The organism is Protofrankia sp. CiP1_Cm_nod1 (assembly GCF_920888515.1).
GTDB lineage: Bacteria > Actinomycetota > Actinomycetes > Frankiales > Frankiaceae > Protofrankia.
Genome location: NZ_CAKKTM010000387.1, coordinates 1 through 24,798 on the forward strand (window position 1 = coordinate 1; position 24,798 = coordinate 24,798).

The 24,798-nt window shown below is 71.4% G+C and carries 21 protein-coding genes and 6 pseudogenes; 14 read left to right on the plus strand and 13 right to left on the minus strand.

Going from position 1 to position 24,798, the window contains the following annotated elements:
* The 3 genes and pseudogenes from NBX02_RS17335 to NBX02_RS17345 form a co-directional block, all read right to left on the minus strand.
* Positions 1-217: pseudogene (locus NBX02_RS17335) on the minus strand (hypothetical protein); the annotation flags it as partial.
* 36 nt (positions 218-253) lie between these two features.
* Positions 254-682, minus strand: a complete 429-nt coding sequence (locus NBX02_RS17340; protein ID WP_250281571.1) for an SgcJ/EcaC family oxidoreductase — start codon at positions 680-682, stop codon at positions 254-256.
* Between the two features lie 455 nt (positions 683-1,137).
* Positions 1,138-1,281 carry a hypothetical protein gene (locus NBX02_RS17345; RefSeq protein WP_250281573.1) on the minus strand — a complete coding sequence of 48 codons (144 nt, stop codon included), beginning with the start codon at positions 1,279-1,281 and terminating at the stop codon, positions 1,138-1,140.
* 593 nt (positions 1,282-1,874) lie between these two features.
* Between NBX02_RS17345 and NBX02_RS17350 the strand changes: the two genes are divergently transcribed.
* Positions 1,875-3,143 (plus strand): hypothetical protein, encoded by a 1,269-nt coding sequence (locus tag NBX02_RS17350; protein ID WP_250292236.1) that lies wholly within the window; start codon positions 1,875-1,877, stop codon positions 3,141-3,143.
* Positions 3,144-3,490: 347 nt separating this feature from the next.
* Entirely contained in the window at positions 3,491-4,213 is a 723-nt protein-coding gene (locus NBX02_RS17355) for an ABC transporter permease (protein ID WP_250281576.1), read from the plus strand.
* A gap of 281 nt (positions 4,214-4,494) precedes the next feature.
* Here NBX02_RS17355 and NBX02_RS17360 read toward each other — a convergent pair.
* Positions 4,495-4,701: pseudogene (locus NBX02_RS17360) on the minus strand (hypothetical protein); the annotation flags it as partial.
* Between NBX02_RS17360 and NBX02_RS23325 the strand changes: the two are divergent.
* From NBX02_RS23325 to NBX02_RS23335, 4 genes and pseudogenes are all read left to right on the plus strand, one after another.
* Positions 4,701-5,336: pseudogene (locus NBX02_RS23325) on the plus strand (lantibiotic dehydratase); the annotation flags it as partial. The pseudogenes NBX02_RS17360 and NBX02_RS23325 sit on opposite strands and share 1 nt — an antisense overlap.
* Positions 5,337-5,608: 272 nt before the next feature.
* Positions 5,609-6,343 (plus strand): thiopeptide-type bacteriocin biosynthesis protein, encoded by a 735-nt coding sequence (locus NBX02_RS17370; protein WP_445548504.1) that lies wholly within the window; start codon positions 5,609-5,611, stop codon positions 6,341-6,343.
* 128 nt (positions 6,344-6,471) lie between these two features.
* Positions 6,472-6,747, plus strand: a pseudogene (locus NBX02_RS23330) (lanthionine synthetase LanC family protein); the annotation flags it as partial.
* A 4-nt stretch (positions 6,748-6,751) separates the two neighbouring features.
* Complete coding sequence (locus NBX02_RS23335) at positions 6,752-7,321, plus strand: lanthionine synthetase LanC family protein (RefSeq protein ID WP_445548505.1); 570 nt, start codon at positions 6,752-6,754, stop codon at positions 7,319-7,321.
* 36 nt (positions 7,322-7,357) lie between these two features.
* Here NBX02_RS23335 and NBX02_RS17375 read toward each other — a convergent pair whose 3' ends face one another.
* The 3 genes from NBX02_RS17375 to NBX02_RS17385 form a co-directional block, all read right to left on the minus strand.
* Positions 7,358-8,050: a hypothetical protein gene (locus tag NBX02_RS17375; protein WP_250292241.1), complete on the minus strand. Its 693-nt coding sequence runs from the start codon at positions 8,048-8,050 to the stop codon at positions 7,358-7,360.
* 17 nt (positions 8,051-8,067) lie between these two features.
* Positions 8,068-8,604 (minus strand): methyltransferase domain-containing protein, encoded by a 537-nt coding sequence (locus tag NBX02_RS17380; protein WP_250281582.1) that lies wholly within the window; start codon positions 8,602-8,604, stop codon positions 8,068-8,070.
* 93 nt (positions 8,605-8,697) lie between these two features.
* On the minus strand, positions 8,698-8,862 hold the full coding sequence (locus NBX02_RS17385; RefSeq protein WP_250292243.1) for a GNAT family N-acetyltransferase: 165 nt from the start codon (positions 8,860-8,862) through the stop codon (positions 8,698-8,700).
* Between the two features lie 70 nt (positions 8,863-8,932).
* On the opposite strand from NBX02_RS17385, the pseudogene NBX02_RS17390 reads away from it, so the two are divergent.
* Positions 8,933-9,330 (plus strand): annotated as a pseudogene (locus NBX02_RS17390) (DnaB-like helicase C-terminal domain-containing protein); the annotation flags it as partial.
* Between the two features lie 102 nt (positions 9,331-9,432).
* Here NBX02_RS17390 and NBX02_RS17395 read toward each other — a convergent pair.
* The 4 genes from NBX02_RS17395 to NBX02_RS17410 all read right to left on the minus strand — a co-directional run bounded on the left by NBX02_RS17395 (position 9,433) and on the right by NBX02_RS17410 (position 13,709).
* On the minus strand, positions 9,433-10,422 hold the full coding sequence (locus tag NBX02_RS17395; protein WP_250281586.1) for a DMT family transporter: 990 nt from the start codon (positions 10,420-10,422) through the stop codon (positions 9,433-9,435).
* Positions 10,419-11,255 (minus strand): polysaccharide deacetylase family protein, encoded by an 837-nt coding sequence (locus tag NBX02_RS17400; RefSeq protein WP_250281624.1) that lies wholly within the window; start codon positions 11,253-11,255, stop codon positions 10,419-10,421. Before NBX02_RS17400 ends, NBX02_RS17395 begins: the two co-directional genes overlap by 4 nt.
* 5 nt (positions 11,256-11,260) lie before the next feature.
* A complete protein-coding gene (locus tag NBX02_RS17405; protein ID WP_250281588.1) occupies positions 11,261-13,054 on the minus strand; it encodes an MGDG synthase family glycosyltransferase in 1,794 nt (597 codons plus the stop codon).
* Positions 13,055-13,364: 310 nt separating this feature from the next.
* Complete coding sequence (locus tag NBX02_RS17410) at positions 13,365-13,709, minus strand: hypothetical protein (protein WP_250281590.1); 345 nt, start codon at positions 13,707-13,709, stop codon at positions 13,365-13,367.
* A gap of 246 nt (positions 13,710-13,955) precedes the next feature.
* Here NBX02_RS17410 and NBX02_RS17415 point away from each other — a divergent pair, with 246 nt between their 5' ends.
* From NBX02_RS17415 to NBX02_RS17445, 7 genes are all read left to right on the plus strand, one after another.
* Positions 13,956-15,212, plus strand: a complete 1,257-nt coding sequence (locus NBX02_RS17415; protein WP_445548503.1) for a YncE family protein — start codon at positions 13,956-13,958, stop codon at positions 15,210-15,212.
* A gap of 20 nt (positions 15,213-15,232) precedes the next feature.
* Positions 15,233-15,658 carry a polysaccharide deacetylase family protein gene (locus tag NBX02_RS17420; RefSeq protein ID WP_250281594.1) on the plus strand — a complete coding sequence of 142 codons (426 nt, stop codon included), beginning with the start codon at positions 15,233-15,235 and terminating at the stop codon, positions 15,656-15,658.
* Between the two features lie 32 nt (positions 15,659-15,690).
* The gene (locus NBX02_RS17425; RefSeq protein ID WP_250292244.1) at positions 15,691-16,251 is read left to right on the plus strand and encodes a class I SAM-dependent methyltransferase; all 561 of its coding nucleotides are present in this window, start codon (positions 15,691-15,693) and stop codon (positions 16,249-16,251) included.
* Positions 16,252-16,312: 61 nt separating this feature from the next.
* On the plus strand, positions 16,313-16,969 hold the full coding sequence (locus NBX02_RS17430; RefSeq protein ID WP_250292246.1) for a hypothetical protein: 657 nt from the start codon (positions 16,313-16,315) through the stop codon (positions 16,967-16,969).
* Positions 16,966-19,179 carry a DUF6182 family protein gene (locus NBX02_RS17435; RefSeq protein WP_250292249.1) on the plus strand — a complete coding sequence of 738 codons (2,214 nt, stop codon included), beginning with the start codon at positions 16,966-16,968 and terminating at the stop codon, positions 19,177-19,179. Before NBX02_RS17430 ends, NBX02_RS17435 begins: the two co-directional genes overlap by 4 nt.
* Before the next feature lie 441 nt (positions 19,180-19,620).
* Entirely contained in the window at positions 19,621-19,962 is a 342-nt protein-coding gene (locus tag NBX02_RS17440) for a hypothetical protein (RefSeq protein WP_250292250.1), read from the plus strand.
* A gap of 113 nt (positions 19,963-20,075) precedes the next feature.
* Positions 20,076-20,972, plus strand: coding sequence for a response regulator transcription factor (locus NBX02_RS17445; RefSeq protein ID WP_250292252.1), 897 nt, complete (start codon positions 20,076-20,078; stop codon positions 20,970-20,972).
* Between the two features lie 153 nt (positions 20,973-21,125).
* Here NBX02_RS17445 and NBX02_RS17450 read toward each other — a convergent pair whose 3' ends face one another.
* Both NBX02_RS17450 and NBX02_RS17455 read right to left on the minus strand, forming a co-directional pair.
* Positions 21,126-24,095 (minus strand): DUF6519 domain-containing protein, encoded by a 2,970-nt coding sequence (locus NBX02_RS17450; RefSeq protein ID WP_250281608.1) that lies wholly within the window; start codon positions 24,093-24,095, stop codon positions 21,126-21,128.
* 60 nt (positions 24,096-24,155) lie between these two features.
* Positions 24,156-24,798 (minus strand): annotated as a pseudogene (locus NBX02_RS17455) (hypothetical protein); the annotation flags it as partial.

The window sequence follows — 24,798 nt, forward strand, 5'->3', positions numbered from 1 at the left end:
GGTCGGCGAGCAGGCCGACCACACCGTCCGCCTTCTCCACCACACCACGGATCAGCAGCGCCGGGCTGGCGCGGGCGACCCGGTGGTAGCCCTGCCACAGCCCGAGCATGCAGATCACGTTCACCATCCCCGTCTCGTCCTCGATGTTGAGGAAGGTGATCCCGCCCGCGGTGGCCGGGCGCTGTCGGTGGGTGACCGCGCCACCGATCAGCACCCGGTCCCGTCCGAGCTGGGCCCTGCGCGAGGGTCACGATCATGCCGGCGCCTCGGCGATCGGCGTGTTCTGCGCGGCGGCCAGCCACCACCGGCCGTCCCGTTCGATCAGGGTGTACAGGGCCATCTCCGAGAACCCGGTGCCGTCGTGTGCTCGCCGGCGGATCTGCCCTATCGCGATTCCGGGCGCCGGGGCGCGCACGGCGACGACCTGGAACTCTGAACGCGGTGCGACCCGGGCGCCCATGAGCCGACGATGCACGGCGATCAACTCGTCGAAGCCAGCCAGGCTGGCGCCGTAGGGACTGCCCCACAACACGTCCGCGGCAAAGGACTGGTCATAGACGTCCGCGTCGCCGGCGTCCAGGCCTTCCTGCAACTCGGTCGCGAGACGGGCCATGGCCGCCTCGGCCGCGGCGTGTGCCGCCGGGTCGTCGTCAAGCACCGGCCGCATCTGAATCCGAGCCATGGTTCCTCCTCGGTAGGGGGTCCACGCCGGACGCTAAGAGCTGAACCGAACTTGAAGTCAAGGCTCTGCGATCAATCCCAGCGCAGACGCCCGCCAGGCCCAGGTTCAGCCGCTCCACCGCGTGGCGGGCGATGAGGAGGGCGTCGAACAGGGCATCCAGCTCGGTGTGGATCCGCTCGCACCCGGCCGAAATTAGATCGTCAGGATCAGAACCGGGCCAACTTTACTGGCACGAACTCCCAACGGGCCAGACTCAATGACAACGGGCCGGCTTCGACAGCGAAGGACAGCGAGGACCACACTCGCCGGCGAGGAAGGCCGGGGTGGGGCCAGAACTCGCCCGCGATCAAGAGCTCCGGAGATCACTAAGTGGGTCCCGGACTCGGAAAGTTGGGCCACTTCGTTGACACAAACCGCCGCCGATCATCAGAACAAGATCATAAGAGTTGGGTACATCACAGCAACACCAGGTCGACGGGGCCGCGGGCAGCGCGGGCCAACGCCGCCGCGCCGTCGGGGCACCGCCCGCTGCCATGGCGCAGCGCACGAAGCACAGCGGCCAGCCGCTCACCGGTCCCACTGTCGTCCTCGACAATCATGATGCTCGCTATGACACCACACGACAGTTTCTGACCAGAACCCGCTCGCTCGCCCTTCTTACTCGCAAGGCGACGTTGTCGAGTTCTGCCGGCAGTGGGTGAAAGCATTCCACACTGACGGCCGGCAGGTCGCTCATCACCCCATCGAGCCGGGCGACGGGCGATTTTCCGGTCGCGCCGGGACGCCGTCGCCACGGTTCTTTAGCTGCTGGACGAGCTCATGCAGACCGGGATCGCGGACAGCAGGACAACAGCCAGGGCGATGGGGATGATGTAGTGGTCGATCGGGATCGAGCGACCGAGAGAATATCCTGGCAGCGTCACGCCGAGCGCCCAGACGAGACCCCCGACGATGTTGTAGACGGTGAAGGCGCGGGCGGGAACGCGGTTGACGCCCGCACGCCCTCACATCTTCCTTACATGAAGCGACGTGCAGGATATCGACACCACAGCGCCTTGGCCACCGGGCCGTCGACAGGGGAGGAAGCACCGCGCGGTTGGACGGCAGGCAACACCCCACGGCCGATCCGTCCTCCCCGGCTCCCCCCGTCGCCGGTCCGCCCACCGCGACAGACGAACCGAGAAAGAGACCCATGACCTCACAACGCAGCCTCGTCACCGCAGACGACACTCTCGCGCCGGTTCGTCGGCCCCTCAGCAAGGTCCCAGAAGTCACCATATTCTTCTGGATCATCAAGGTCCTCTGTACGACGGTCGGTGAATCGGCCGCCGACTTCCTGAACGTCGACCTGGACATCGGTCTGACCGGGACATCCGTTGTCACCGGTGTCCTCCTCGTCGGCGCCCTGATCCTTCAGTTCACCGCGAGCCGCTATGTACCGGCCAGGTACTGGCTCACGGTGGCATTCGTGAGCGTATTCGGAACACTGGTGACCGACAACCTCACGGACAACCTCGGCGTGCCGCTGGAAACGAGCACTCTGATCTTCGGTGTCCTTCTCGCGCTCACCTTCCTCGCGTGGTACCTGACCGAGAAGACGCTCTCCATCCACTCGATCTTCACCCGGCGGCGCGAGGCATTCTACTGGCTGACCATTCTCGTCACCTTCGCCCTCGGTACAGCAACCGGCGATCTCATGGCCGAGGTGCTCGGAATCGGCTACCTGATGACAGGCGTCATCATGGCGGCGTTGATCGCCGCTCTCGCCATCGGGTGGCGATTCGGGCTCAACCCCGTTCTCGCCTTCTGGCTCATTTACATTCTGACCCGGCCGCTCGGCGCGTCGATCGGTGACTACCTCTCCCAGTCACCGGACGCGGGCGGGCTGGGCCTGGGCGCCACACTGACAAGCGTGATCTTCACGGCCGGGATCATCGGCATCGTCGTCTATTTCTCGGCGACGAAAGTGGACGTCATCCCGACCGCCTCGACCTACGACACCGGCACGACGACAGGGCCAACAGGACCGCCGGGACAGGGCGGCCTGGCGCAGACGGTCGTCGTGGTGGCCCTCATTCTCGTCACCGCGGGGACGGGATACTTCCTGCGCAAGTCCGCACTGGAGAGCGGCACCCCGGGCCTGGCCTCCAGCGCCGGCCAGACAACACAGACCTCTCCTCTCGGCGACCTCTCGAAGTTCCGGACCATCACACAGGACACGCTGGATCGCCTGAACGCCGGCCAGCAGTCCTCCGCCACCTCCCGTATCAGCGACCTCGAAACCGCGTGGGACGACGCCGAAGCGCGCCTGAAGCCAAAGGACAAGTCCGCCTGGAGCGCAATCGATGACAAGATCGACACGGCGCTACGCGCACTTCGTTCGACGAACCCGGACATGAACCACGAACGAACAGCCCTGACCGAACTCCTCGCCGGCCTCGGCCCGAACACCGGTACCTGACTGAAGACCCTCCGAGCCGGCCCTATCCGCGTGGAGCGACCAAGAAACGCTGGAAACGGCGCCATGCCCCGCTAACGATTTTTGGTCGGACCCGATACCCGGTTCCTCCAGCTGGTGCGGAACTCCCGCTCACCACAGGTCGATCTTTCTGTCACTCATAGTAATCGCATGGGCCGGTGGTTTAGACGGTCTCGACGCTGTATGTAACGATCAGCGCGCCGCGCCCAGTGTTCGCCCGTTCTCGCGGCAGCCCCAGCATGCGCTACTCGGTGTAGCGGTCGAGCTTGTCGGTCGACTCGTCGGCGAGCTCGAGGCCGCACAGTAAGCCTGTGGGCGATGTCGTACGGATGACCGCGGGCCTGGGTGGTCTGCTGGCCGTTGCGGTCACCTGCCTCACCGTCGCCCGGGTGCCGCTTCGCCGGGCGATGGTCACCGCCGCGGCCCGTGCGGTCGCCCAACTCGCCCTGGTCGGCCTGGCATTGCGCGGGGTGCTGGCCGCTCCAGCGACAACGATCGCGGTCCTCGCCATGATGCTCACCGTCGCGACTCTGACCGCGACAGGCCGCCTCACCGGCTTCCCCCACGCCGGGCGTGTGGTCCTCACCGCCTGCACGGCCGGCGCGGCGGTCACACTCGGGATCATCTTCGCCGTCCCGCTGCTCGACCGATCCGCACGCTATCTGGTCGCAGCCGGCGGGATCGTGATCGGCGGGGCCATGACGGCCTGCACCCTCACCGGCCGGCGGCTGTTCGACGCGATGGTGCGCCGCCGCGCCGAGGTCGAGGCCTGGCTCGCCCTCGGCGCCACACCGCGCCAGGCGGTCGCGGACCTCACCCGTACCGCCGTCCGGGAGGCCCTGCTGCCCGCCGTCGACCAGACCCGCACGGTCGGGCTGGTCACCTTGCCCGGCGCGTTCGTCGGCGCCCTGCTCGGCGGGGCAAGCCCCACGGACGCGGCACGCTTCCAGCTGGTCGTCCTCGTCGCCCTGCTCACCGCGGAGACGCTGGCGGCCGTCATCCTGGCCTGGCTGTTCGGTGCTCCTACCCACATCCCCGACCAGAATACGTAGCTCGTCGTATCCAGTTCGCGCGGCGACATCGTTGACCTGGCGCGCGGCTTGATTCAGCGTCCAGCCGTGGGCGTGCCGCCACGCCGTACGAGGCCGAAACTGATAACGCCTCGCGAACTCAGCGGCGATCTCACCGCGCCCCATCCCCAGAGCCCGCATGCGGGAACGAAGATCGTCCTGTTTCTCCCGCAGGCTCATCCGTGCCGTCGCCATCTCCACCCACTCAGTCCTTGGTCCGCAGCGCACCGCTATCGGCGCAGACTAGAGCGCCGGTCAGGTAGTCAGGCTGCTTGCTGATCGTTTCTGTGGCGGGCGATGACGTGGAGGTGGTGGACGACGGCGGTGCGGCGTAGGTCGAACAGGTTCTTGCGCTGCCCGCGGTAGCGGGCGCGGCGGCCCTGCCAGTGGCCGACGTGGGCGAGGGTGTGCTCGACCGCGGTGCGTTCGCGCAGGCGGGTACGGCCGGCTGGTGTCGCTTGGCGCCCGCGTGCTCGCCGCCTCCGAGGAGGACCTGGCCGCCGGCCGGCTGCACCTGGCGCTCTACGTCGGTGGCACCCAGGACGCCGGGTCGAGCGCCGGCCGGTTCACCTCACTGCTTCCGGGTAGCACGCCGCGCGTGGCCGACCCGCCCGCAGACGCGCTCGTCGCGGAGGTGGTGGCCCGGCCCCGCATTCCGGTGCTGGCGACGATCGCCCCGCCGACCGGTGTCGCCTCGATTCGTATCCCCGTCGGGATCCCCGCCCGGCCGGGTGATCTACGACTCGACGACTTGCTGCTCGTGGCCGACGCCGCGCGCCTCACGCTGTGGTCTCGGGATCGCCGGTGTCAGGTCGTGCCGGTCCTGAACTCTCGGATCGGGCCGCGTTACCTGCCGGCGGAGGCCCGGCTGCTGGCGCTGCTGGGCCGGTCCGGGTGCCGCCCGTGGCGGCTGTTCTCCTGGGGGCCGCTGCGTGACACCGCTTTCCAGCCACGGGTGCGGTATAGGTTGACGATTCTCGCGCCCGCCCGGTGGCGCCTGCCGAGGCTGCTGACGGACGCCGCGCGCGACACCGCGGCCTGGCCGGCCCAGCTGCGCTCCTGGCGGACGTCCACCGTCCCGCCACCTCCGACCGTGGTCGTCACCGACGATGACGAACGACAGCTCCCGCTCGACCTCGACGATCCGCGGGACGCGGAGCTGCTGCGCCGCTATGTGCGGCGCGGGCTGCGGGCCGTCACCGAGCAGCCCGGCGGCGACGGCACGATCCAGGAAGTCGTCACCGGGCGTCCGGCCGCCATCTGCTCGAACTCGTCATCCCGCTCGCCGCCACGGCGCCCCCGCCGGCCCCGGCTCGTCCTATCACCGCGCTGCCCCGGCCAGCTGGGGCCGGGCACTACCTGCCAGGCGGCCCGTGGCTGTCGCTCGCGATCGGCGCACCGGCGGCCCAGCACGACGAGATCCTCGCCGACCTCGCCGGGATCCTCCCGGACCTGCGCGGAATGTTCGACCGCTGGTTCTGGCTGTGCTACCGCACCCAGGCCACCGGCCCACACCTGCGGGTCCGTTTCCACGGGGCCCCGGCCGTACTCGGCGGCGAACTCCTGCCCGCCGTCTCCCAATGGGGCGCGCGCCTGGTGGCGGACGCTCTGGCCTCCGGATTCAGCGTTGAGCCCTACGACCAGGAGATCGAGCGCTACGGCGGGCCGCTGGCGATCGAGGCAGCCGAGGAGGTCTTCGCGGCCGACAGCGACCTGGTACTCGCCACGCTGACCGCGACCCATGAGCCTGAGCAGCGGCTCGTCGTGGCCGCGCTGACCGCGGCGACGGTGGCACGCACTCTCGCCGACTGTGATCATGCCGCGCTCGGCCGCCCCCGCCTCAACCGGGCCGCCCACCGCCGCCTCGCCGAGCTGCGCCGCCTCGTGAACGACGCGGCCCGCGGCGGCACAGCCGCGCTCCCAGCCGGGGCCGCGGGCGGTCTCGCCGACGGCCTGCCCGGAACGGCGCTGTTACACGCCCGGCTGGCGGTCGTCCATGCTGATTTCGCGACGGCCGCGGCGAACCACTGGACCCACGCGGCCCGCCAGACCCTGCGGGGCGTCGACCACCTCGTGTGTTTCACGCTGGTGCGGGCCTGGCCGCGTCGCTGATCATCGGCGTGCCCTGCCTCCCAGACCCAGCCCGCCACGCCACGAGCACGGCCAGGGCCGCCCGCTGGCTGTCCACGCAGGCCGTCACCCTCGCCGAGCACCACCACGCAGCCCTCACCCACCGGGCGATGAGCACGCCCTGGCACGTCTACGACGTCATCACCGGCCTCGCCGGGACCGGCAGGGTCCTGCTCGCCGCCCACCAGTCAGGGCACGCAGCCGCCGAGCCCGGGCTCCTCGCCGCGCTCACCACGCTGACCAACCACAGAGCGGGAAGCCGCCGCCCCGGCTGGTGGCTGCCCGCAGACCGCCACCCGGCCGCTGTCACCGCGCACCCCTCCGGCGCGGCGACCACCGGCATGGCCCACGGGATCGCCGGACCGCTCGCGCTACTCGCCACCGCCCCACCTGGCCGGATTCACCGTCCCCGGCCAACGCGACGCCATCACCCACGCCGCTGCCTGGCTGCTGCGCTGGCGCGACGAACGCACCAGGACATGGGCCCCGCACATCACCGGCGACGACCTCGATGCCGGCCACGCCGCCCCGCCAGCCGGACGCGCCGACGCCTGGTGCTACGGCATTCCCGGCATCAGCCGCGCGCTCACACCCGCCGGCCAGGCCGCCAGAGAACCCGCGGTAGAGGAGGCCGCCCGGGACGCGCTGCGCCTCCTCGCGGAACGGCCGGGCCACTGGGACGTCGAAGGACCGACGCTCTGCCACGGATACGCCGGCGTCCTCCGCGCCGCCGACACCATCCACAACACGGCCGTCGCGAAGCACGCCGCGACCGCGGTCACCGACGCGTTCGACCCCACGCGCCGCTTCGGTTTCGCACACGTCGCCGGGAGCACGGCCACCGACCGGCCCGGCTTCCTCACCGGCGCCGCCGGAACGGCGCTCGCTCTCGCCGAGCACGCCACGTTCCCCGTCCCCGAGGGCCTGCGCACGGCCTGGGACGCCCTGCTGCTGTCCTGACCCCGTCCGTGTCCTGACCCCGTCCGGCCAAGACGGTCAGACCGCGGCGGGTGCCTGCTCAGCCACCCGGACGAGAACCCGGCTGTCGCGCTTGTCGACCGCAAGCAGCACACCCGACGCCTCCGGACGGACGGCGTCGGCCGGATATGCCTCGATCCACAACTGGACGCCCTGCCCACCGTCACGGTCCCAGTCGCGGACCCGCCCGGCGAGCCGGGCCGCCAGATCGGCGCCCTGCGGGCCGTAGCCGCAGGCACCGATCTCGTAGCTGGGCATCTCCGCGTCGCCGTCAGGGCTCGGCCGCGTCGTGAGATACGCCAGCGTCCCACCCTCGACAACACCCATGCTTCCCCACGGCCCCTTCGGCGCCATCAGCCGGCCGGCATCGACCGCGGCCCGCGACACCAGAAGCCGGCAGAAGCCCTCCAACGTGGCCAGCCAGAAATCGAGATGCTCTGTCCAGCCCCACGGGACCTCGACCCCGGTCCAGCACACCGCCACAGGATGATCCAACGCGCCCCGCAGCACCGAGGCATCCCCCGGGCGATCGTCATCGAGCCGAATCGTCAGGTCCGGGCCGGCGCCGACCGGGATGTTCTGCTCACGAACGGCACCGACGCCGTGCATCGGCATGAACCCGTCCTCCACGACCGACCGGCTACGCAGAACCGCTCCGGCGCGCTCGAAGATAATTGTTCGGGTCAGGCCAAGCATCCGCAACGGCACCACCAGACGTCCGTCCTCGGCTAGCTGCTCCCACCAAGCCCTTGGACATCCCAGGCACCCGCCGTGACCACGATCCGGTCAAATGTCGCCTGTCCGGGCACACCGAGCATGCCATCTCCGTGGACCACGGTCACGGCCGCGCCCAGGCCGCTCAGCGCGGCGCGCGCCGCGGACGCCACGGCCTCGTCGTACTCGATCGTCGTCACGGAACCCGTCGGGCCGACCAGACGGGCGAGCAACGCCGCGTTGTACCCGGTCCCAGCACCGATCTCAAGAACCCGATGCCCCGGACGGACGTCGAGATCCTCCAGCATCCCCGCGACCGTGGCCGGCGCGGAGGCCGAGCTGACCGGAACCCCGTCGCCGTCGCGGTGGGTCACCACCGGGTCGGGCCCATAAGCGCGTTCCAGCGACACGTCGGGCACGAACACGTGCCTCGGCACCGCCCGCATCGCCGCGTCCACCTGGCCACTCAGCGCCGCGCCCGACGGCCGCAGGCCGTCCACCATCGCGTTCCTCAGCTTGTCCGCTGCCGCGGTCCCCGCCTCCAGACTCACGGCGCCAGTGTAGTTCGCCCGTCGCCGACCGTTCCCCGGTCGCCTCGCGCACACGCACCCGGTCTCGGCGACGTGGCGGTGCGCCAAGGCCAACTACGGCGATGGAATCGCTGTCCGGTAAAACACCTTGCCGTCATGCACGTGCGCACCCAAGGCGTCGTAAAAGGTCTGAGCCTGGGTGTTCTCCTGATCCGTGGTCCACTCCAAGCGGCTACGACCTTGCTCTTCGGCGATGGTCCGCAGGTGCTCCATGAGCATCCGCCCGACCCCGCGCCGCCGGGCGGCAGCGGAGACGTACAGCTCCTTAAGAAACAGCGAGTGCGTCACCCGGAACGACCTGCGTCTGCTTGTCGTCGACTACCTGCAGCTGATGACCTCGACGAGCCGGCGGGAGAACCGCGTCCAGGAGATGAGCGAGATCAGCCGCGGCCTCAAGACGCTCGCGATGGAGCTTGAGATCCCGATCGTCGTCGTGAGCCAGCTCAACCGCGCCTCTGACCTGCGCGCAGACAAGCGGCCGGCACTGGCCGACCTGCGCGACTCCGGCCAGATCGAGCAGGACGGGGACCTCGTGATCCTGTTGTACCGCGAGGACGCGGTCGAGAAGGAGTCAGCGCGCGCCGGCGAGGCCGACCTCATCCTCGCCAAGCACCGCAACGGCCCGACCAGCACGGTGACCGTCGCGTTCCAGGGCGCTACAACCGGTTCGTCGACATGGCCGGCTGACCGCACACGACTCACCGATCGCCGACGACGTCGCCACATTGCTCGACGACGAGCTGGCGGGCCTGCTGGGCCAGCACGAACGACTCCAGATCGACCAGCGCCTCATGCACCGGCACCGGTGACCACACCCACTCCCCCACCGGGTTGAGCCGGTTCTTCCCGTTCCCCTTGCATGGAACCTGCCCGACCGTGTGGATCAGGGGTGGATCCGGCGTCCGCGGACCCGGCGTCACTGCCGTCGCCGCTGCGCTCCCCGATCGGCGGCCCGGCGGTGACCAGCCCGGTCCCGGCGGTTACCGCGGCTGCCGCGAGGAGCAGCACAGCCACCCGTGGGGTGTCCACGGTCACCCGTTCGTGGAACACCGCGACTCCGATGATCATACTGAGCGCCGGATCGGCGAGAGTGATCGCGACCAGGGGCGCCGCGAGACGATCCTGGAAGGCGTTCTGGTTGAGGATGAACCCGGCCGCACCGATGCCGACGAGGGCATACAGCTGCCAGCCGGTCAACAGGCTGGACGGATCGGCGCTCAGCCTTTCGGCGCAGGCTTTCAACAGCCCGGCGGTCATCCCGTAGGTGATGCCGGTCGCCAGCCCGAGGTAGGTGGCGCGGCGCAGCGCGCGGGCGCGTCGGGCGAAGCCGACAGTCGCCGCGACCACCGGGCCGACCACGGCCACGGTCAGTAACCAGGCCAGGCTGGACGGTTCGGAGACCCCGTCGCCGGGCGTCGCGGCCAGCAGGAACACGGCGAGGCCCGTGGCGGCCAGGGCTGCCACGGCGAGATCGCGGCGGCGGGGCCGGCGCCGTTCGAACGCGGCCTCGAGCGGCACCGCCAGGAACAGCCCGCTGACAAGCAGCACCTGAACGACGGTGAGCGCGCCGAGGCCGAGTGCCAGCGTCTGCAGCCCGAGGCCGGCGACATCGGCGATCCCGCCGGCCAGCCAGAGGGGCCGACGCGTCAGCCGGAACAGCAGACGCGGATCCAGGACCTGGTGGAGTGGTTCCTGGCTGGCGGCGCGGTGTTGCAGCGCGGAGGCGCATGCGAAACAGGTCGCGGACGCGAGTGCCACCGGGACCGCGAGCACGCTCACGGCGCTGTTGCCGTGCGCGGGGCACCTTCCGCGGCGCCCGGGGCGGCACGGCCTGCGGAACCGTCCAGGCGGCCGGTGGGGCGGACCTCCCCGCCTGCTCGCGGGGCGAGGTGCTCGCGTAACGGCCCGACGCGAAGGCCGCGACCGGCGCATTCGTCGAGCAGCGCGGGGAGCGCGCCCAGGGCCGAACGCCAGGCTCCCGGGGCCGACGTGCAGTCGGAGTCGTGTAGCAGCACGGTCCCGCCGCCGACGAGGTCGCGGCGGACGGTGTCGAGAACGGAGCGCGGCGTGGCGCGGGAGCTCCAGTCCTTCCCCCAGGCTGTCCAGAGCACCGGCCGGAGCCGAAGGCGCCGGGCGGCCCGCAGCACCGCGGTGCTGAGCACGCCATACGGCGGGCGGAAGAACGCGGGCGTCTGCCCGGTCACGTCACCGACGAGATCACGCGCCCGGGCGAGGTCGTCATACGTGGCGGTCGGGCCGCGTAGCACGAAGTAGCGGTGTTCCCACCCGTGAACCGCCACCTCGTGGCCGGCCTGCACGAGGTCCCGGCCCAGCTCCGGCGCCCGGACGAGCATCGAGCCGAGCAGGAAGAAGGTGGCCCGGACCTCGTGGGCCGCCAGGGCCTCGAGAAACCGGGGGGTGGAGGTGGGGTCGGGGCCGTCGTCGAAGGTCAACGCGACGTGGCCGGGATCTCCCACGCCGGCCAGGCCGGGCACGAGCCGGCGCCGCAGCCCCGGCACCGACGTGAGCGCGGGCAGGGCGTGGACGGCCGCGACGGTCCCGGTCGCGGCGGCACCGGCCGCGGCGGTACGCCGTAGCAGGTGCCGGGGCAGGCCGCTCACCCTCGGAGCTCCGCCAGCGATCCGACCCGCATCGGCTGGCCGGCCGTCTGCCGGTCCAACCCGGCGAGGGTGGTGGCGAGCCCGCAGTCGGGCCGCTGCGCACACTCCACGAGCACGATCTCCCCTTGTCGTAGCGACGGGATCAGCGAACCGCCGCTGACGTGCTGGTTCGGAAGCACGATAGTTTCGTGCAGATACGCCGCTGTTCCCAGGTCCACCGCGTCCAGGTCGCCGTTGCTGAGGTAGAACTCCAGCGGGCGGCCACCGACCCGTTGCACGGCGGCGGCGGTGTGCCTGATCGCGGAGCGGCCACCGACGATCCCGGTCCGGTAGGGCGGGCCACCGCCGGCGTTGACCAGCGTCAGTCCCGACGCCGCCAGGGTCCGGGCGAGGTCGGGCCGGTGGTGGAGCAACGGGGCGTCCACCGCGACCGCGACCTGCCTGGCCTGCAACAGACGGACCGCGGCCGGGTCGAGACTGGTCTCCGGGCCCGGGTGGACGATGACGAAGACCTCGCCACGCCCGCCCGGCCGGGCGGCGTCGAACCCGTGCGCGACCGCGAGCTGGGTACCGACCGTCATGTTCCAGCCGACGACGACAGCCGTGGCCACGGCCACGACCACGCGCCGCGCCCAGCGGTTGCCAGCTGCCAGGGGTCCCTTCCGCCCGATGACGGCGGCCGTGCGCCCACCGACGGTGCCGGGGTGACCGTCCCGCCGTCCCGCGCCCTCGATGGCCTGGACGGCGACGGCCGTGGGGTCGGCGGCGAACAACGCCAGCCCGGCGGCTCGTTGCCGCCGGCCGCGGGGACCTTCCACCAGCTCGGCCAGGGTGGCCCGCAGCTCGGAGGGGGTGCGGATCCACGTCGAGACGCCGGCCTCGTCCAGGGCGGCCGCGTTGGTCCGACCGTGACCGGGAATCGGCCGGTAACTGGCCACGGGCAGCCCGCAGGCCATCGCCTCCAGGGATGTCAGGCCGCCGGCGTTCTCGACAAGCACGTCGACCGCCTGCATCAGGGCGGGCATGTCCTCGACCCAGCCCAACGGGCAGCCCAGCCCCGCTTCGTCCAGCCGTTCCCGTAACGCGGTGTTGCGGCCGCAGACGACCACCGGCATCGCCACGCCGGTAGCGGCGATCTCCGTGGCGGCGTGCTCGACATCGCCGACACCCCAGGATCCGGCCACCAGCAACGCCAGCCGCTCGCCGGCCGGGAGCCCGAACCGCTCCCGGGCCAGCCGACGGTCCGCGGCCGAGGCCGGGCGGAAACGGCCGGACACCAGCGGGCCGGTGATGACGACCTCCGTGGCCCCGAGCGCTCGCGCCTGGGCGGCACTGACCGCGTGCAACACGTAGTAGGCGTCGATGCCCGGCGCCACGCACAGCCGGTGGACCGAGAAGTCGGTGAGGAAGGTGAACGCCGGTACCGCCAGTGCGCCCCGCCGACGCAGTTTGCCGAGCAGCTGACCGGCCATCGGGTAGGTCGTCACGACCGCGACGGTGTCGGGCGGAAACAGAGCGCCCAGCTTCGACAGGAACGGCGTCATGAGGTTACGGGCCAGCATCGCAGCCCCGTGCGGTAACGCGGTCAGCCGGAAGAGCAGCGCGTAGACCCACGGCACGCGGTGCAGGACCGTCTCGTAGGCGTCGCGCATGCTTTCACCCAGTATCCGACCCAGCACAGTCAGAAAATCGTGGATGTCGACCTCGAAGCCGTGATCACGCAGGCGCCGCGCCCACTCCACGGCCGCCCCGTCATGGCCCGCGCCGACGCTGGCCGTGATGACCACCACCCGGCCACGCGAAGCTCCTGGTAATGGCACGGTTTCGTTTCGCGTGGACGCGGTCGGTCGCCGACGACCGAACAGCCCTCGTTTCCCGTGCCCTGTACCGCTGGTCACACGCCCCGCCCTCTGGCCCCACCGCGGATCCCACAGCGGGGCCGGAACCTCCCCGACCGGCAGCGGCCGGCCACCTCCCAAAAGTGATCACATCGGACCATGCGCATTACGCCTTCCGACGGGCCTTTCGGCGGGAAGAGCCACAAACCGGATACCGACCATAGCCGGACCACGGCCAGCGGGGCGCGGCACGTCACTCAGATCACCGCACGGACCAGGCAACGGCCCCCACCGGATCGGCGCGGGGGCCGTCGTCGCCGAGAACCTCACCGGCCTCGAGCAGCTGCTCGTCGCCCAGCAGGCCGGGCGATCGGCGGAGGTGTGGCTGTTCCCTGTCGATCGCGGGGGCCGACAGCACTCCCGTCCGCGCGGTGGCGCGCCTCGGCCCGCCGGCTCGTCGGCTGCCGACGGCGTGCCGGTGCGGCGACAGGTCGGGTTCGCCGGTCCCGCCGGCGGCGTCGTCGGCCGCGGGCAGGGTCGCCGGCACTCCACCAAACGGATACGCCACAGCCCCCGCGAACACGAAACCCGCTGCTACGAGTAGCATGAGCTCCCACAGTCGTTCAAAGCCCTGGTTGTGAACGAAACCAGGACAGCTCCAGATATTCTCCGGCCCTTCCTCTAAAACACTCCGAACAGCCGTCTGCAGCCACCGTAACTAACCATCTACAGGAACCGCGATATATTCGAAATCCTTGCTACAGCCGGGGTCATCCCACTAATGATCGAGCGAAATTACTCCCGTACATCACGTCCGTGGGCGTGGCTGGACGCCGCGAGTTCATATAAACTGATGAGCATCACCCCACGCCGCAGGCACCGCAGGAGCCACGGGCGGCTGCTCCCAGCCCTGGTCGGGCTAGTAATTGTGCTCATTACAGCAACCGGGCTCGCCGTCTACCACCATCCGTCGAGTGGACCCCGTCCACACACCGGCACATCGGCCGAAGCCTCGCGGTCAGCGGCGGTGCCGCCAACAGCGGGCATCTACGCCCACGCCGGGGCCGGGATGTTCAGCCCGGCGGTGAGCGGCGATCCGGCGCTCGTCTACGTGCCGAACCTGCGGGACGGGACGCTCACCGTGATCGACCAGAACACCATGCGGGTGATCGCGACCTACCGGACCGGGGCGGAACCACAGCACGTGGTCCCCTCATGGGACCTGCGCACCCTGTGGGTGAACAACAACCTCGGCAACAGTCTGACCCCGATCGACCCTCGCACCGGCCAGCCCGCTGGTCCGGCGATTCCGGTCAGCGACCCCTACAATCTGTATTTCACACCGGATGGTAGGTACGCGATGGTGATGGCCGAGGCAATCCACCACGTCGACTTCCGTGACCCGCACAGTTTCGCGCTGCGCCACAGCCTCGACGTCGGCACCCGGTGCGCCGGGGTCAATCACGCAGACTTCTCCCCGGACGGCTCCTACGCGATCGCCACCTGCGAGTTCGCCGGTCGCCTCGTCAAGATCGATATTGCTGCTCAGCGGGTGGTCGGCTATCTCGACCTCGGACCGCATGCCGCCCCCCAGGACATCAGGATCGAACCCGCGGGAAAGATCTGGTACGTCGCCGACATGAACGCGGACGGCGTCCACCTCATCGACGGTGACAGCTTCACGACAATCGGGTTCGTCGAGACCGGGCCGGAAACCCACGGGCTCTACCCCAGCCGCAACGACCGCTATCTTTACGTCACCAACCGCGGCGGTCACCTCATGTCCGACATGCCCCCATTCCCGCACGACGGATCCGCGGGCTCCGTGTCGGTCATCGACTTCGCCACCCGCAAGGTCGTGGTCACCTGGCCGATTCCCGGCGGAGGCACCCCGGACATGGGCAACATCAACGCTGACGGCTCCCGGCTCTGGCTGTCCGGTCGGCGCAGCAACGTCGTCTATGTCTTCGACACCGGCGGTACCGACGGCGACGATCCCGCGCGGGGAAGAATGCTGAGCAGGATTCCCGTCGGGCGAGAGCCGCATGGGCTGGCCGTCTGGCCGCAACCCGGCCGCTACTCCCTCGGCCACACCGGCATCCTGCGCTGACACAACCCGATGACTCCAGGATGCCGAAGCTTCAGCCGAACGTGCCGATCACCGTGTTTGCTGCCGGGCAATGGCCCGCTCGCTATCCGGATCTTGCCGGGCTGATCCTGCAGGCAGGTCACGAGCTGGACAACCATACCTGCACCCATCCCGCGCTGACGGAGCTGCCCGCGTCCCAGGTGAGCGAGGAGATCACGGCATGCCGTGACGTGCTGGCCCGGCTGGCGCCCGGGGAGGGCCGTTACTTCCGCCCCTCGGGCACCAGCCAGGCGACACCGTTGATCCTGACGGCGGCGGGAGCGGCCGGCTACCGGACCGTGGTCGACTTCGACTGCCGCTGCCGAAACCGGCCGGGATCAACACGAGGCCCGGCGAGGACAGCGAACCGGCCGACGAGGGCGCGCCCGAAAGATCGGAGGCCGTCCCCACACAAAGATCAGAAGTAGGCTAGTTCACAAAGAATCTTGCCTAAAAAATCTTGACAAGTTCCGCGTCCTTCATGATTGCCGAACGCTTCGGCTGCCGCGTGGACGGAGTGAACTACTGCGGCCACCACATCGATTTCGCCGAGCGGATCGCGCGCCGCCGCGGATGGGCGGACCGGGTCCGCTTCCACTTCGCGAACATGGCCCATACGCCGTTCCCCGACCAGTCGTTCGACGCGATCGTCTCCAACGAGACCACAATGTGTGTGGACATCGGCGAGGTGTTCGGCGAGTTCGCCCGGCTGCTGCGCCCCGGCGGACGCTACGTGGCGGTCACCTGGTGCCGCAACGACGCCGTCGACCCCCGGTCGCCGGCCTCCCGGAAGATCGACGAACACTACCGCTGCGCCATGCACCCGCGCAGCGCCTACTTCACCGCGCTCGCCGCCCACGGACTGGTCCCCTTCCACGTCGCGCGGCACACCGAGGCGGCGATTCCTTACTGGGAGCTGCGGGAACGGTCGTCGCTGCGCACCGGCGTGGAGGCACCGTTCCTCGAGGGTTACCGCGAGCGCAGCATCGACTATCTCGCCATCGCCGCGGAACGCAGGTAACCGATGTCGCGCGAACCGGAGAATTGCGGAGCACGGCTGGGTCCACCCGGCCAGTGTCCGCGTGCTGCGGGCCTGGCAGACCCAGTACCGGATACTGGGAATGCACGATCCGGGCCTGCTGGCCCATGTGCCTCCCGGGGCGGATCTGGCCGCGGTGCTCGACCGGCTCGCCGAGCTGGGCGTTCTGGTCGACCTGCGCGCCCACGGCGGCCCCGTGCACCTGGACCTGACCCGGTCCGGCCAGCCGCTGCGCCAGATCGTCGCCGCCGACGGCCGACCCAACTACCTGGCCTGCGCCCTGCGTGAGCTACTGCCGCTGGCCGGCGATCACGACGAGATCGTGCTGGCCCACGATCCCGAACTCGACGCCGACTACCGCCTGCTGTCCCACGTGCTCGAGATGGCCGGGGCCACCGTGCGCCGCTACAGGCTGTACTTCATCGCCATCCTCGGCCCCGGGCCGGAGCAGTCGCTGCGCGAGGACCTGCTGCGCCACTGCGTCGCACGCGCCGAACGGCTGTGCGAGAACAGCGGCGGCCCGGCCCCGGGGCACGGTGGCGAACCAGCCGACCCGCCGGGCCGGTCCGAGCTGCTCGAACTGCTCGAACGACACCGCGGCCGTCACCTGTACATCGATCCCTACCGCCTGACCTCCCACGCCTTCGGCCGGCGACGGCCCGCGCCGACCAGGCAGCTGCTGTCCGAGGCGTACCTGTGACCGGCGACGCGCCGCCGGCCGGCGACGTACAGGCACTGCTGCGCGCGAGAGCCGCCGCCCGCTTCCGCGCGGCCCGCCCGGACCTGGCACCCCGCTTCGACCTGGACAGCATCACCGGCCTGCTCGCCGCGCGAGAGGCGGTGCGCACAGCGCCGGACGACCCACCGGTGCGGGCCGTCGCCGTCCTCGGCCGCCTCGACCTCGCCGCCTGGACACGCGCGGCCTGCGAGTTCCTGCTCGCCCTACCGTCAGACCAGGCAGCGGCCTGGCAACGGTCCCTCACGATGACGATCTTCCTGGCGGGCAGCCCCGCGAACCTGCGCGAACGGTTCACGTTCGACCATGTCGCCGGGCCCTACGCCTGGCGGGGGCCGGCCCCCGCAGCGGCACACACCGGCCTGTGCCGGCTGCTGCGCACCTTCGAAGCGTCACGCCCGCTGGCCACCGACCAGGCAGTGCGGCGTATCGACCTCCCACAAGGGCCCGACGCCGCGCCCCGGCCATGCCGGGAACTGGTCGTGGAGATCGCGACCGCACGTGTCCCCGCGTCCCGCGCGCTGGTGCACCTGCACCATCTGCTGGCGGACGCGGTCCTGGGCGGCCGCATCGGCCCCGGCGACCGATTGACGCTACGGCCGGTGCCTCACATCGCGGCGACGGACCGGTCGATTCTTGCCCTGCGCATCGACCTCGACCAGCCCGGCGGGTCCGACGACTCCGACGACTCCGACGACTCCGGCTGGTCCGGCAGGCCCGGTCAGCCGGGCCGGCCGGACCAGCCCCGGCTGCGCGCCTACGCCGCCCTCCGTCCCCCAGCTCCGCCAGCCGCCGCGCCATCGTTCGATGGGGTCCTCACCCGCGACGATGCGAGCCTTCGCTGGGCGGCCGACGACTTCGGCCATCTCGTCCACCATCGTCCCCGGGCCGTGCTCCGGGCCGCGAGCGTGAGCGATGTCGTGCGGGCCGTCCGGCTGGCGCTCGACATGGGGTGCACCCTCACCGCTCGCGGCCGCGGACACTCGGTGTACGGGCAGGCGCAGGCGGCGGACGGCCTCGTCGTCGACATGTCCGGACTGAACCGGGTTGATGGCGTGACCGCGAGCACGATCCGCGCACAGGCCGGCGCGCGCTGGGCGGACGTCGTCGACGCGGCGCTCGGGCGCAGCCGGGCCGTACCGGTGCTCACCGACGTGGTGGACACCTCGGTCGGCGGCACCCTGAGCGTCGGCGGGATCGGCGGCGCCAGCCACCGCCACGGCCTGCAGATCGACAACGTCGCGGAACTGTCCGTCGTCACCGGAACCGGGCAGCTCCTGACCTGCTCGCCCACCCGTGACCGGAGCCTGTTCCACGGGGTGCTCGGTGGGCTCGGCCAGTGCAGCCTGATCGTCGCTGCCACGCTTCGCACGGTGCCGGCGCCGCGTCGGGTGCGCTACGGGCTGCGAGCGCACCACAGCCTCGATCGCTGCCTCGCCGTACTGCGACGGCTCGCGGCCGACGACGGACCCGACTTTCTGCAGGGACATGTGCTGCTGGCCGCATCGGACAGGTGGCAGTACGCCGTCGAAACCGCCGTGTACGAGTACGGCCCCCGCTCCGACCACGATCATGCCCCCGGCACGGCGACCGGCTCCGCTGCCGGGACCGGGACCGGGACCGGCCGGCAGGCCGAGGCCCGCTCCTACCGGGACTTCGTCCATCGGATGGCCCCGGCGGAGGCGGCAGCGCGGGCAAGCGGGGAGTGGTTCCAACCGCACGCCTGGCTCACCGTGCTCATGCCCGACGCGACCGTGTCCACGCTGGCCGCATCGGTATTCGGCGGCCCCGCTCCCCGGGGGCTCACCGGACCGGCTGAACCCCGGCTGGTCGGCCTGCTGTTTCCCATCCACCCCGGCAACGCCGACGGGTCGCCCACGCCGATCCCGATGCCGGCCGGACCGGGCCCCGTGTGGGTCCTGTCGGTTCTGCGCGGCGGCCGTGCCGACGACCCCGCCGGCGCGGCGGCGCTCGTCGAGGCGAACCGGGCGACGCGCGACGCGGCCGTCGCCCTCGGCGGCACCGTCTACCCGATCAACGCGGTGCCGACGCAACCGGACTACTGGCGGGCCCACTTCGGCCAGCAGTGGCCTGGCCGCCAAGCCCTGCGGGCACGGTTCGACCCGGCCGCGATCCTCACCCCCGGATACGGGATACCGCGAGATGACGCGTGACAGAGACGGCGGGGCTCTGTTGCGTCCGGTCGGGCTGGGTCCCGGCGGAACGGGAGCGGACGCGGGCGTGTCGACGGCCACGACGGCAGCTGGATGCGCCGCATGGCTGTCGCGTGTGCCGCCAGCTCGTCCGCCGACACAGGACCCGGCCGTACCGGCCACCCGGCCGGCCCTCCACATCCGCGGAGATCCGCCAGTCGATGATGACCCGACGCAGCCGTGAACCGTCTGGCAGCCTTGCGGCTTGGGTACCAGCAGAGTCCCGTCCTGGCACTGATCTGGCACTGATCTGGCACTTCGGCGACGAGTGCCACGCCGACCGCGCCCGCGACGGCGCGGCCGAGTCGCGGACCGTCACCCTGCGGACGCCGGCCCTGTAGTCGTCCGGCTACAGGTTCTGGCCAGCCGCGAAGACCCTACATACCGCCGGGCCGGCAGCAGGTGCCCACCACCGACGCCAACTGGGTGTACCGGCTGGTCGGGATCGAGACACTCACGTTCGACAGGCACGCCGTGCTGGACCCGCGCAGTCCCGGCGGCGAACGCTCGATCCTCGGCCGCCCGGACCGGGCCCGGCGTGTCGGACCGGAAACACCGTTCGAGGGAGGCTCCCCGACAGGCAGCCCGGCTGTTGATCGTTTCCGGTTTCCGGCACCCACGCGTGACCGCCCGGCCGGGGACGCGGCCTTGAGAGATGCGCCGATACGGTGGGTCGATCTGGGCAAGAATGTACAGATGCGGATCACGATCGCCGATCGGTCCCGCGTTGAAAGCCATTGGTGACGGGGGACGGGGCCATATCCATGCTCCTTGACGACTTCACGACGGCGCCACACTCGGGCGACGCTCCCGCCGCCACGGCAAGGGGATCGCGGACCGGGCTGTCGGACGCGGACATGCGTCGGGCGGTCCGCGTTCTCGTCGTCGCCGCGGTGCGGCTCTATCGCGACTGGTTGTGCCGGTGGCTCGACGCCGACCCGATCACGGTGGTCGGCGCGGCGCCCGACGTCGCCCTGGCCGCCAGGACCGCCGGCCTGCTCCGCCCGGACGTGATCCTGCTCGACCCGCCCGCCGGCACGCCGGCGCCACTGGTCAGAGCCTTACTGATCGCCGCACCCAGGGCGCGGGTCATAGTGCTCGGGCTGCCGGAGACGCGGACCGGCGACGTCGTCCGCTGGGCGGAGGCCGGCGCGGTCGGCTACCTGCCGCTCGATGCCGATCTCGACGATCTCGTCTACACGGTGCTGAGTGTCGCCGACGGCGAGATGCCGTGCTCGCCGGCCGTCGCGGCCGGCCTCGCCCGGCGGCTGGCCACGCTCGCGAGGACGGATCCCCTTGTCCACGCGCAACGTCCACAGGCCGGTCTTGCCCCGACGGCCGCTCCGGCGACGGCCGTTCCACCGGAAGCCCCCGCCTCGGGACCGGCCCTGGCGTTGCCCTGCCCTCCCGAGGGCTGCCAGCCGGAGGAGCGCTCGCCGGCCGGGGACGCGGCGACGACGGGAGGCACGTCCCCGGGGCCGGCGGCTCCGGATGCGGCGGAAGCGGGATCCGTGCGGGCGGCCGAGCCCGCGTGGAAGACGGCATCGGCGCCCGGGCGGCTCACCCGGCGGGAGATCGAGGTCGCCGTCCTCGTCTGCCAGGGCTACGCGAACAAGCAGATCGCCACCCGCCTGCGCATCTCCGTCGCGACCGTGAAGAACCACGTCCACAACATTCTCGCCAAGCTCGGGATCGACCGGCGCGACGGCATCTGCCGCGTCCTCGGTCCCCGCGAGATCCTCCCCGCCCGGTGAGCTCCCGGCCGGGCGGCTGACCGGTGCGCGCCGCCCGCGCTCAGCCCCGCGGCCCCTCCGGCGTGATGCTCCCGGTGGGAGGATGACGTCGGTCACGCTGGGGATCCTGACCGGCGGACCGGCGATGATGACCGGCGGGTCGGGGATCGTGGCCTACGGAACGACCCAGAACCAGGTGTCCAGGTCGTCACCTGTCAGCACCGCTCCCCCCGCGCCGCGTATCAGGTTCCCCTTCAGCGTCACCCGGCACCGGACTCCCTCGCGGCTTGCGCCGAGCCGGCCCTGTAGCTCGGTCCAGCCCTGGATCAGCCGCTGGACGGCGTCGGCACCGAGGCCGTCCGGGACGAGACGTGGGCTGAACGTCCAGGTGTCGTCGCCGGCGGCCTCCAGGTCCCCGACGAGGATGGTGCTTCGCAGGCCCTGATAAGAGGTGCCGAACTCGACGGCCTGGAAGGGATGCTCGATCGTGAAGACGAACGATCCCGGGTTGAGGGTGCTTTCGTCCATCGGTTCCGTGAAGGTGACACGCAGCGGTTCTTTCCCGAAGAACAGGTCGAGGGGCCTCTTCTCGCCGACGGCCCAGTTCTTGTCCCGGATTTTCGGGCCGGCCGGCGGGACCGGGCCGTCCGCGGCGAGGGACGCCCGGAAGTGGACGGGCAGCGCCGCGGGGAACCTGGAGTCCTCAAGGGTCGCGGTCACCTGGTGGCAGGCGGCGTTGCTGTCACCGAACACCCACTCGGCCTCCGCCAGGCCGGCCGCGCCGGTATGACCGCTCGTGACCACCACGGAGCTCGCGAGCGGATTGGTGTTCGCGTTCGGTCCCGGGTCGCCGTCATATTCGCGCACCCTGTCACCGCTGATGTCCGCGGTGAACCTGATCCGCGTTTTCACCGGCTGGCCGTCCGCGTCCTCGACCGCGACCGTGAGGCGACAGCTCAGTTCACCGTTGCGCCGGCCGGTCTGGCCGTCGCCACCGGAGGCCCGCAGCCGCAGGAAGTTGCGGACGGCCAGCGCGCGGAAGCGGACCGGCAGCCGCGCGGTGGGCGGCGCGGCGGTGCTCGCCGTGGCGGGCAGGTACGCCTCGACGGTCTGTGTGCCGGCGTCGGCGCCGAGCGTCCAGGTCAGGGAGATCCGCCCGTCGCCGTCGGTCAGGTGCTCGTTGTTGTCGTTCGGGATGGTTTCGCCGTCCCGGACGAGGCTCCCGCCGCCGGTCAGGCCGAACGTGACCAGGACGCCGGGGACGGGACGGCCGAAGCCGTCCTCGACACCGACGATGATCTTCCCTGGGAGCGGCCGCCCCGGCCGGCTCTCCTGACCGTCGCCGGAGACGTAGCGCAGGGCCCGCTGGGCGCACTGGGCGTCGAACACCTGCTGGAGGTCGGCGACCCCGAGGGGACGGCTCGCGCAGTCCTCGACGCGGACGTCGGCGGCGTGAATGTCGGTGAGCGGGGGAAACAGGTCCCGGCAGTCGGTCACCGCCGCCGCCGGCGGCTCGTTGTCGCCCGTAATTCTCCACTCGACCAGCGCCAACTTGCGGTAACGATGGGTGATTCCCGCTGGCGGGGCCTGCGTCAGCTCGGTCACCGACGCCGTCGCAGCCCGGGCGGCGAACGTCCAGTGGTCGCCGGTCCGGAAGGCCCCGCCGGAGAAGCTGACGGAGATTCCCTCCTCAAGACTGATCGGCCCGGCGTCCACAGGCACACCGAGGCCGTTGCCGTCGCCGTCCACCGTCGGGGCGGCTTTCCCGGTCGCCGACGCGGGGACGTCCCAGCGCCGCAGCCTGGGATGCTGTCCCGCGGGGACGGCGACGACCGGGGTGGCGAGCGTGACGGTCCGGGCCGCCTCGTCGACGTCGGCCACCTGTCGTAACGCCCCCGGGCTCCCCGCCAGCTCGGTGGCGTCGTCGAGGACCTCGACCCAGTCGTCTTTCCGCACGGTCAGCGCCTGGTCCTTGCCGAGGCGCGCCAGCCGGACGACCGTCGTCGTGCTCGCAGGCGGCGGGCCGGCGCCGGGTTCGAACGAGTCGATCGGGAAGACGACGGCCCCGTTGTCGCGGGACCACACGAACGTCGCGGGATGCGTGACGCCCGCTCCGCCGAGCGGGCCCCCACGGTGGATCTCCACGCGGTACAGCCTGTTCTCCAGGCCGCGATATCCGCCGTCGACGGTGAACGAGCACGGGCGCGGCGGCTCCTCGGGCTCGGTGTACGCCACGGTCAGCCGGCCGCCGCTCGCCTCGGGCGGCCAGCCGGGAAGGTCGTCCGCGCAGCTCAACGACCCCGCGTTCACCCGCTGGACGCGGATCTGGGCTACCGTCCGTATTCGGGTGGCCGTGTCCGGGCCACCCAGCGCAACCTCCCGCAGGCTCGGGTCCTCCACCGCGGTGACGTGCCTGGTCCACACGTCGAGGTAGACGACGTCGGACACGGGCAGTGATGGGCCAAGCGGGTCGGACGGATTCGGGAGCGCGATCGGCTCGGGACCCGGCAGGTCCGGCTGACCACGGTACGTCAGGGCACGCCGGAGCAGCACCGCTCCCGTCGCGGGGCCGGGGCGCAACGCGCCCGCGTCGCCCTCCAGGGTGACGCTGACCTGCCCGTTCGCGGTCTCGACGGCCTCCGTGGCCCAGTAGAACGGCCCCTCGGGCCTGGTCGACGCCACCGGCGACGCCGATGACAGCTCGACCCAGAAGCCCTCGGCGGCGGCCGAGCCCTGGGCGGCGGCCGGCAGCAGGTCCCGGCCCTCCCCGGCGGAGAGGGTGACGGTGGTGGTCGCCGGCGGTCCGCTCGATACCAGCACGCCGGCGACGGCGGCCGGGGGCGCGCCGAGCTCGAGGAGGAGGCCGTTCACATAGATCCGCCCGGCGGTGACCCCGTAGTCCAGCACGGTCCCGGTGCCGGTGCCGGTGCTGGACCGGGTCAGCGGTGTCACCAGGCCGGCCGCGTTGTCCCGGGGCGCGCCGGACGGGCCGATCACGTCGGTGGCCCGGGTGCGGTCCAGGTGATCGACGATCGCGACGTGTTCGTTCCAGTCGGCGTCGAGGGTGACCCGGCCCTGCTGGGTGAGCACCCCGCGGTTGTGGGCACGAGGGTCGAAGGTGAAGCGGGTGAAGTCGCCCTTCATCGCGAGCGTCGATTCCTCTCAGCAGGTCACCGGTCACCGGGTCACCGGTCACCGGACGGGTCAGGTCACGTAGATCAGCCGGGCCGCCATGCCGAACGGGGCGTACTCGGCGAGGCGTTCGCGCAGGTTGGCCTCGCGCTGGGGCTGTCCGAGACCCGCGTAGGCGCCGATCTCGGTGCCGTTCTCGCCGCCGGTCCGGATCTCGTCCGCGCAGGCCAGGCCGAGCTGGGCGTAGCCGGGGTCGCCGTAGCGGGTGGAGGTGAACGCCGGCACCGGCCGCGCCCGGATCGCGGCGGCCCCAGCGCTCCCGGCGGCCCCGGCGCTCCCCGCGGCCCCGGCACTCCCCGTACTCCCAGCGGTCCCGGCGGTCCCCGTGGTCTCCGTGGTCCCGGCGGTCCCGGTGACGCTGCCCGCGGCCGCCGGCGCGTCGTCCGGCAGGCAGCGGTAGCGGCGGGGTGTCGTCGACCCGGGCGGCAGGTAGCTGTACCGGACGCAGCCGCGCTGCCGGCGCTCGGCGGCCACCGGCGCGGTGAACAGGGTCTCGGAGGCCAGGGTGAGCTCACGGACGCACACCTCGCCGAACACCGTCGTGCGGACCAGCCGGGCCGGCGGCCCGGGCACGGCCACCAGCGGCGTGCCGCCCGGCCCGGGGCTCCGGGGCAGGCCCGCGACCGCCGGCAGCCGGGCCGCCCCGGGGACGGAT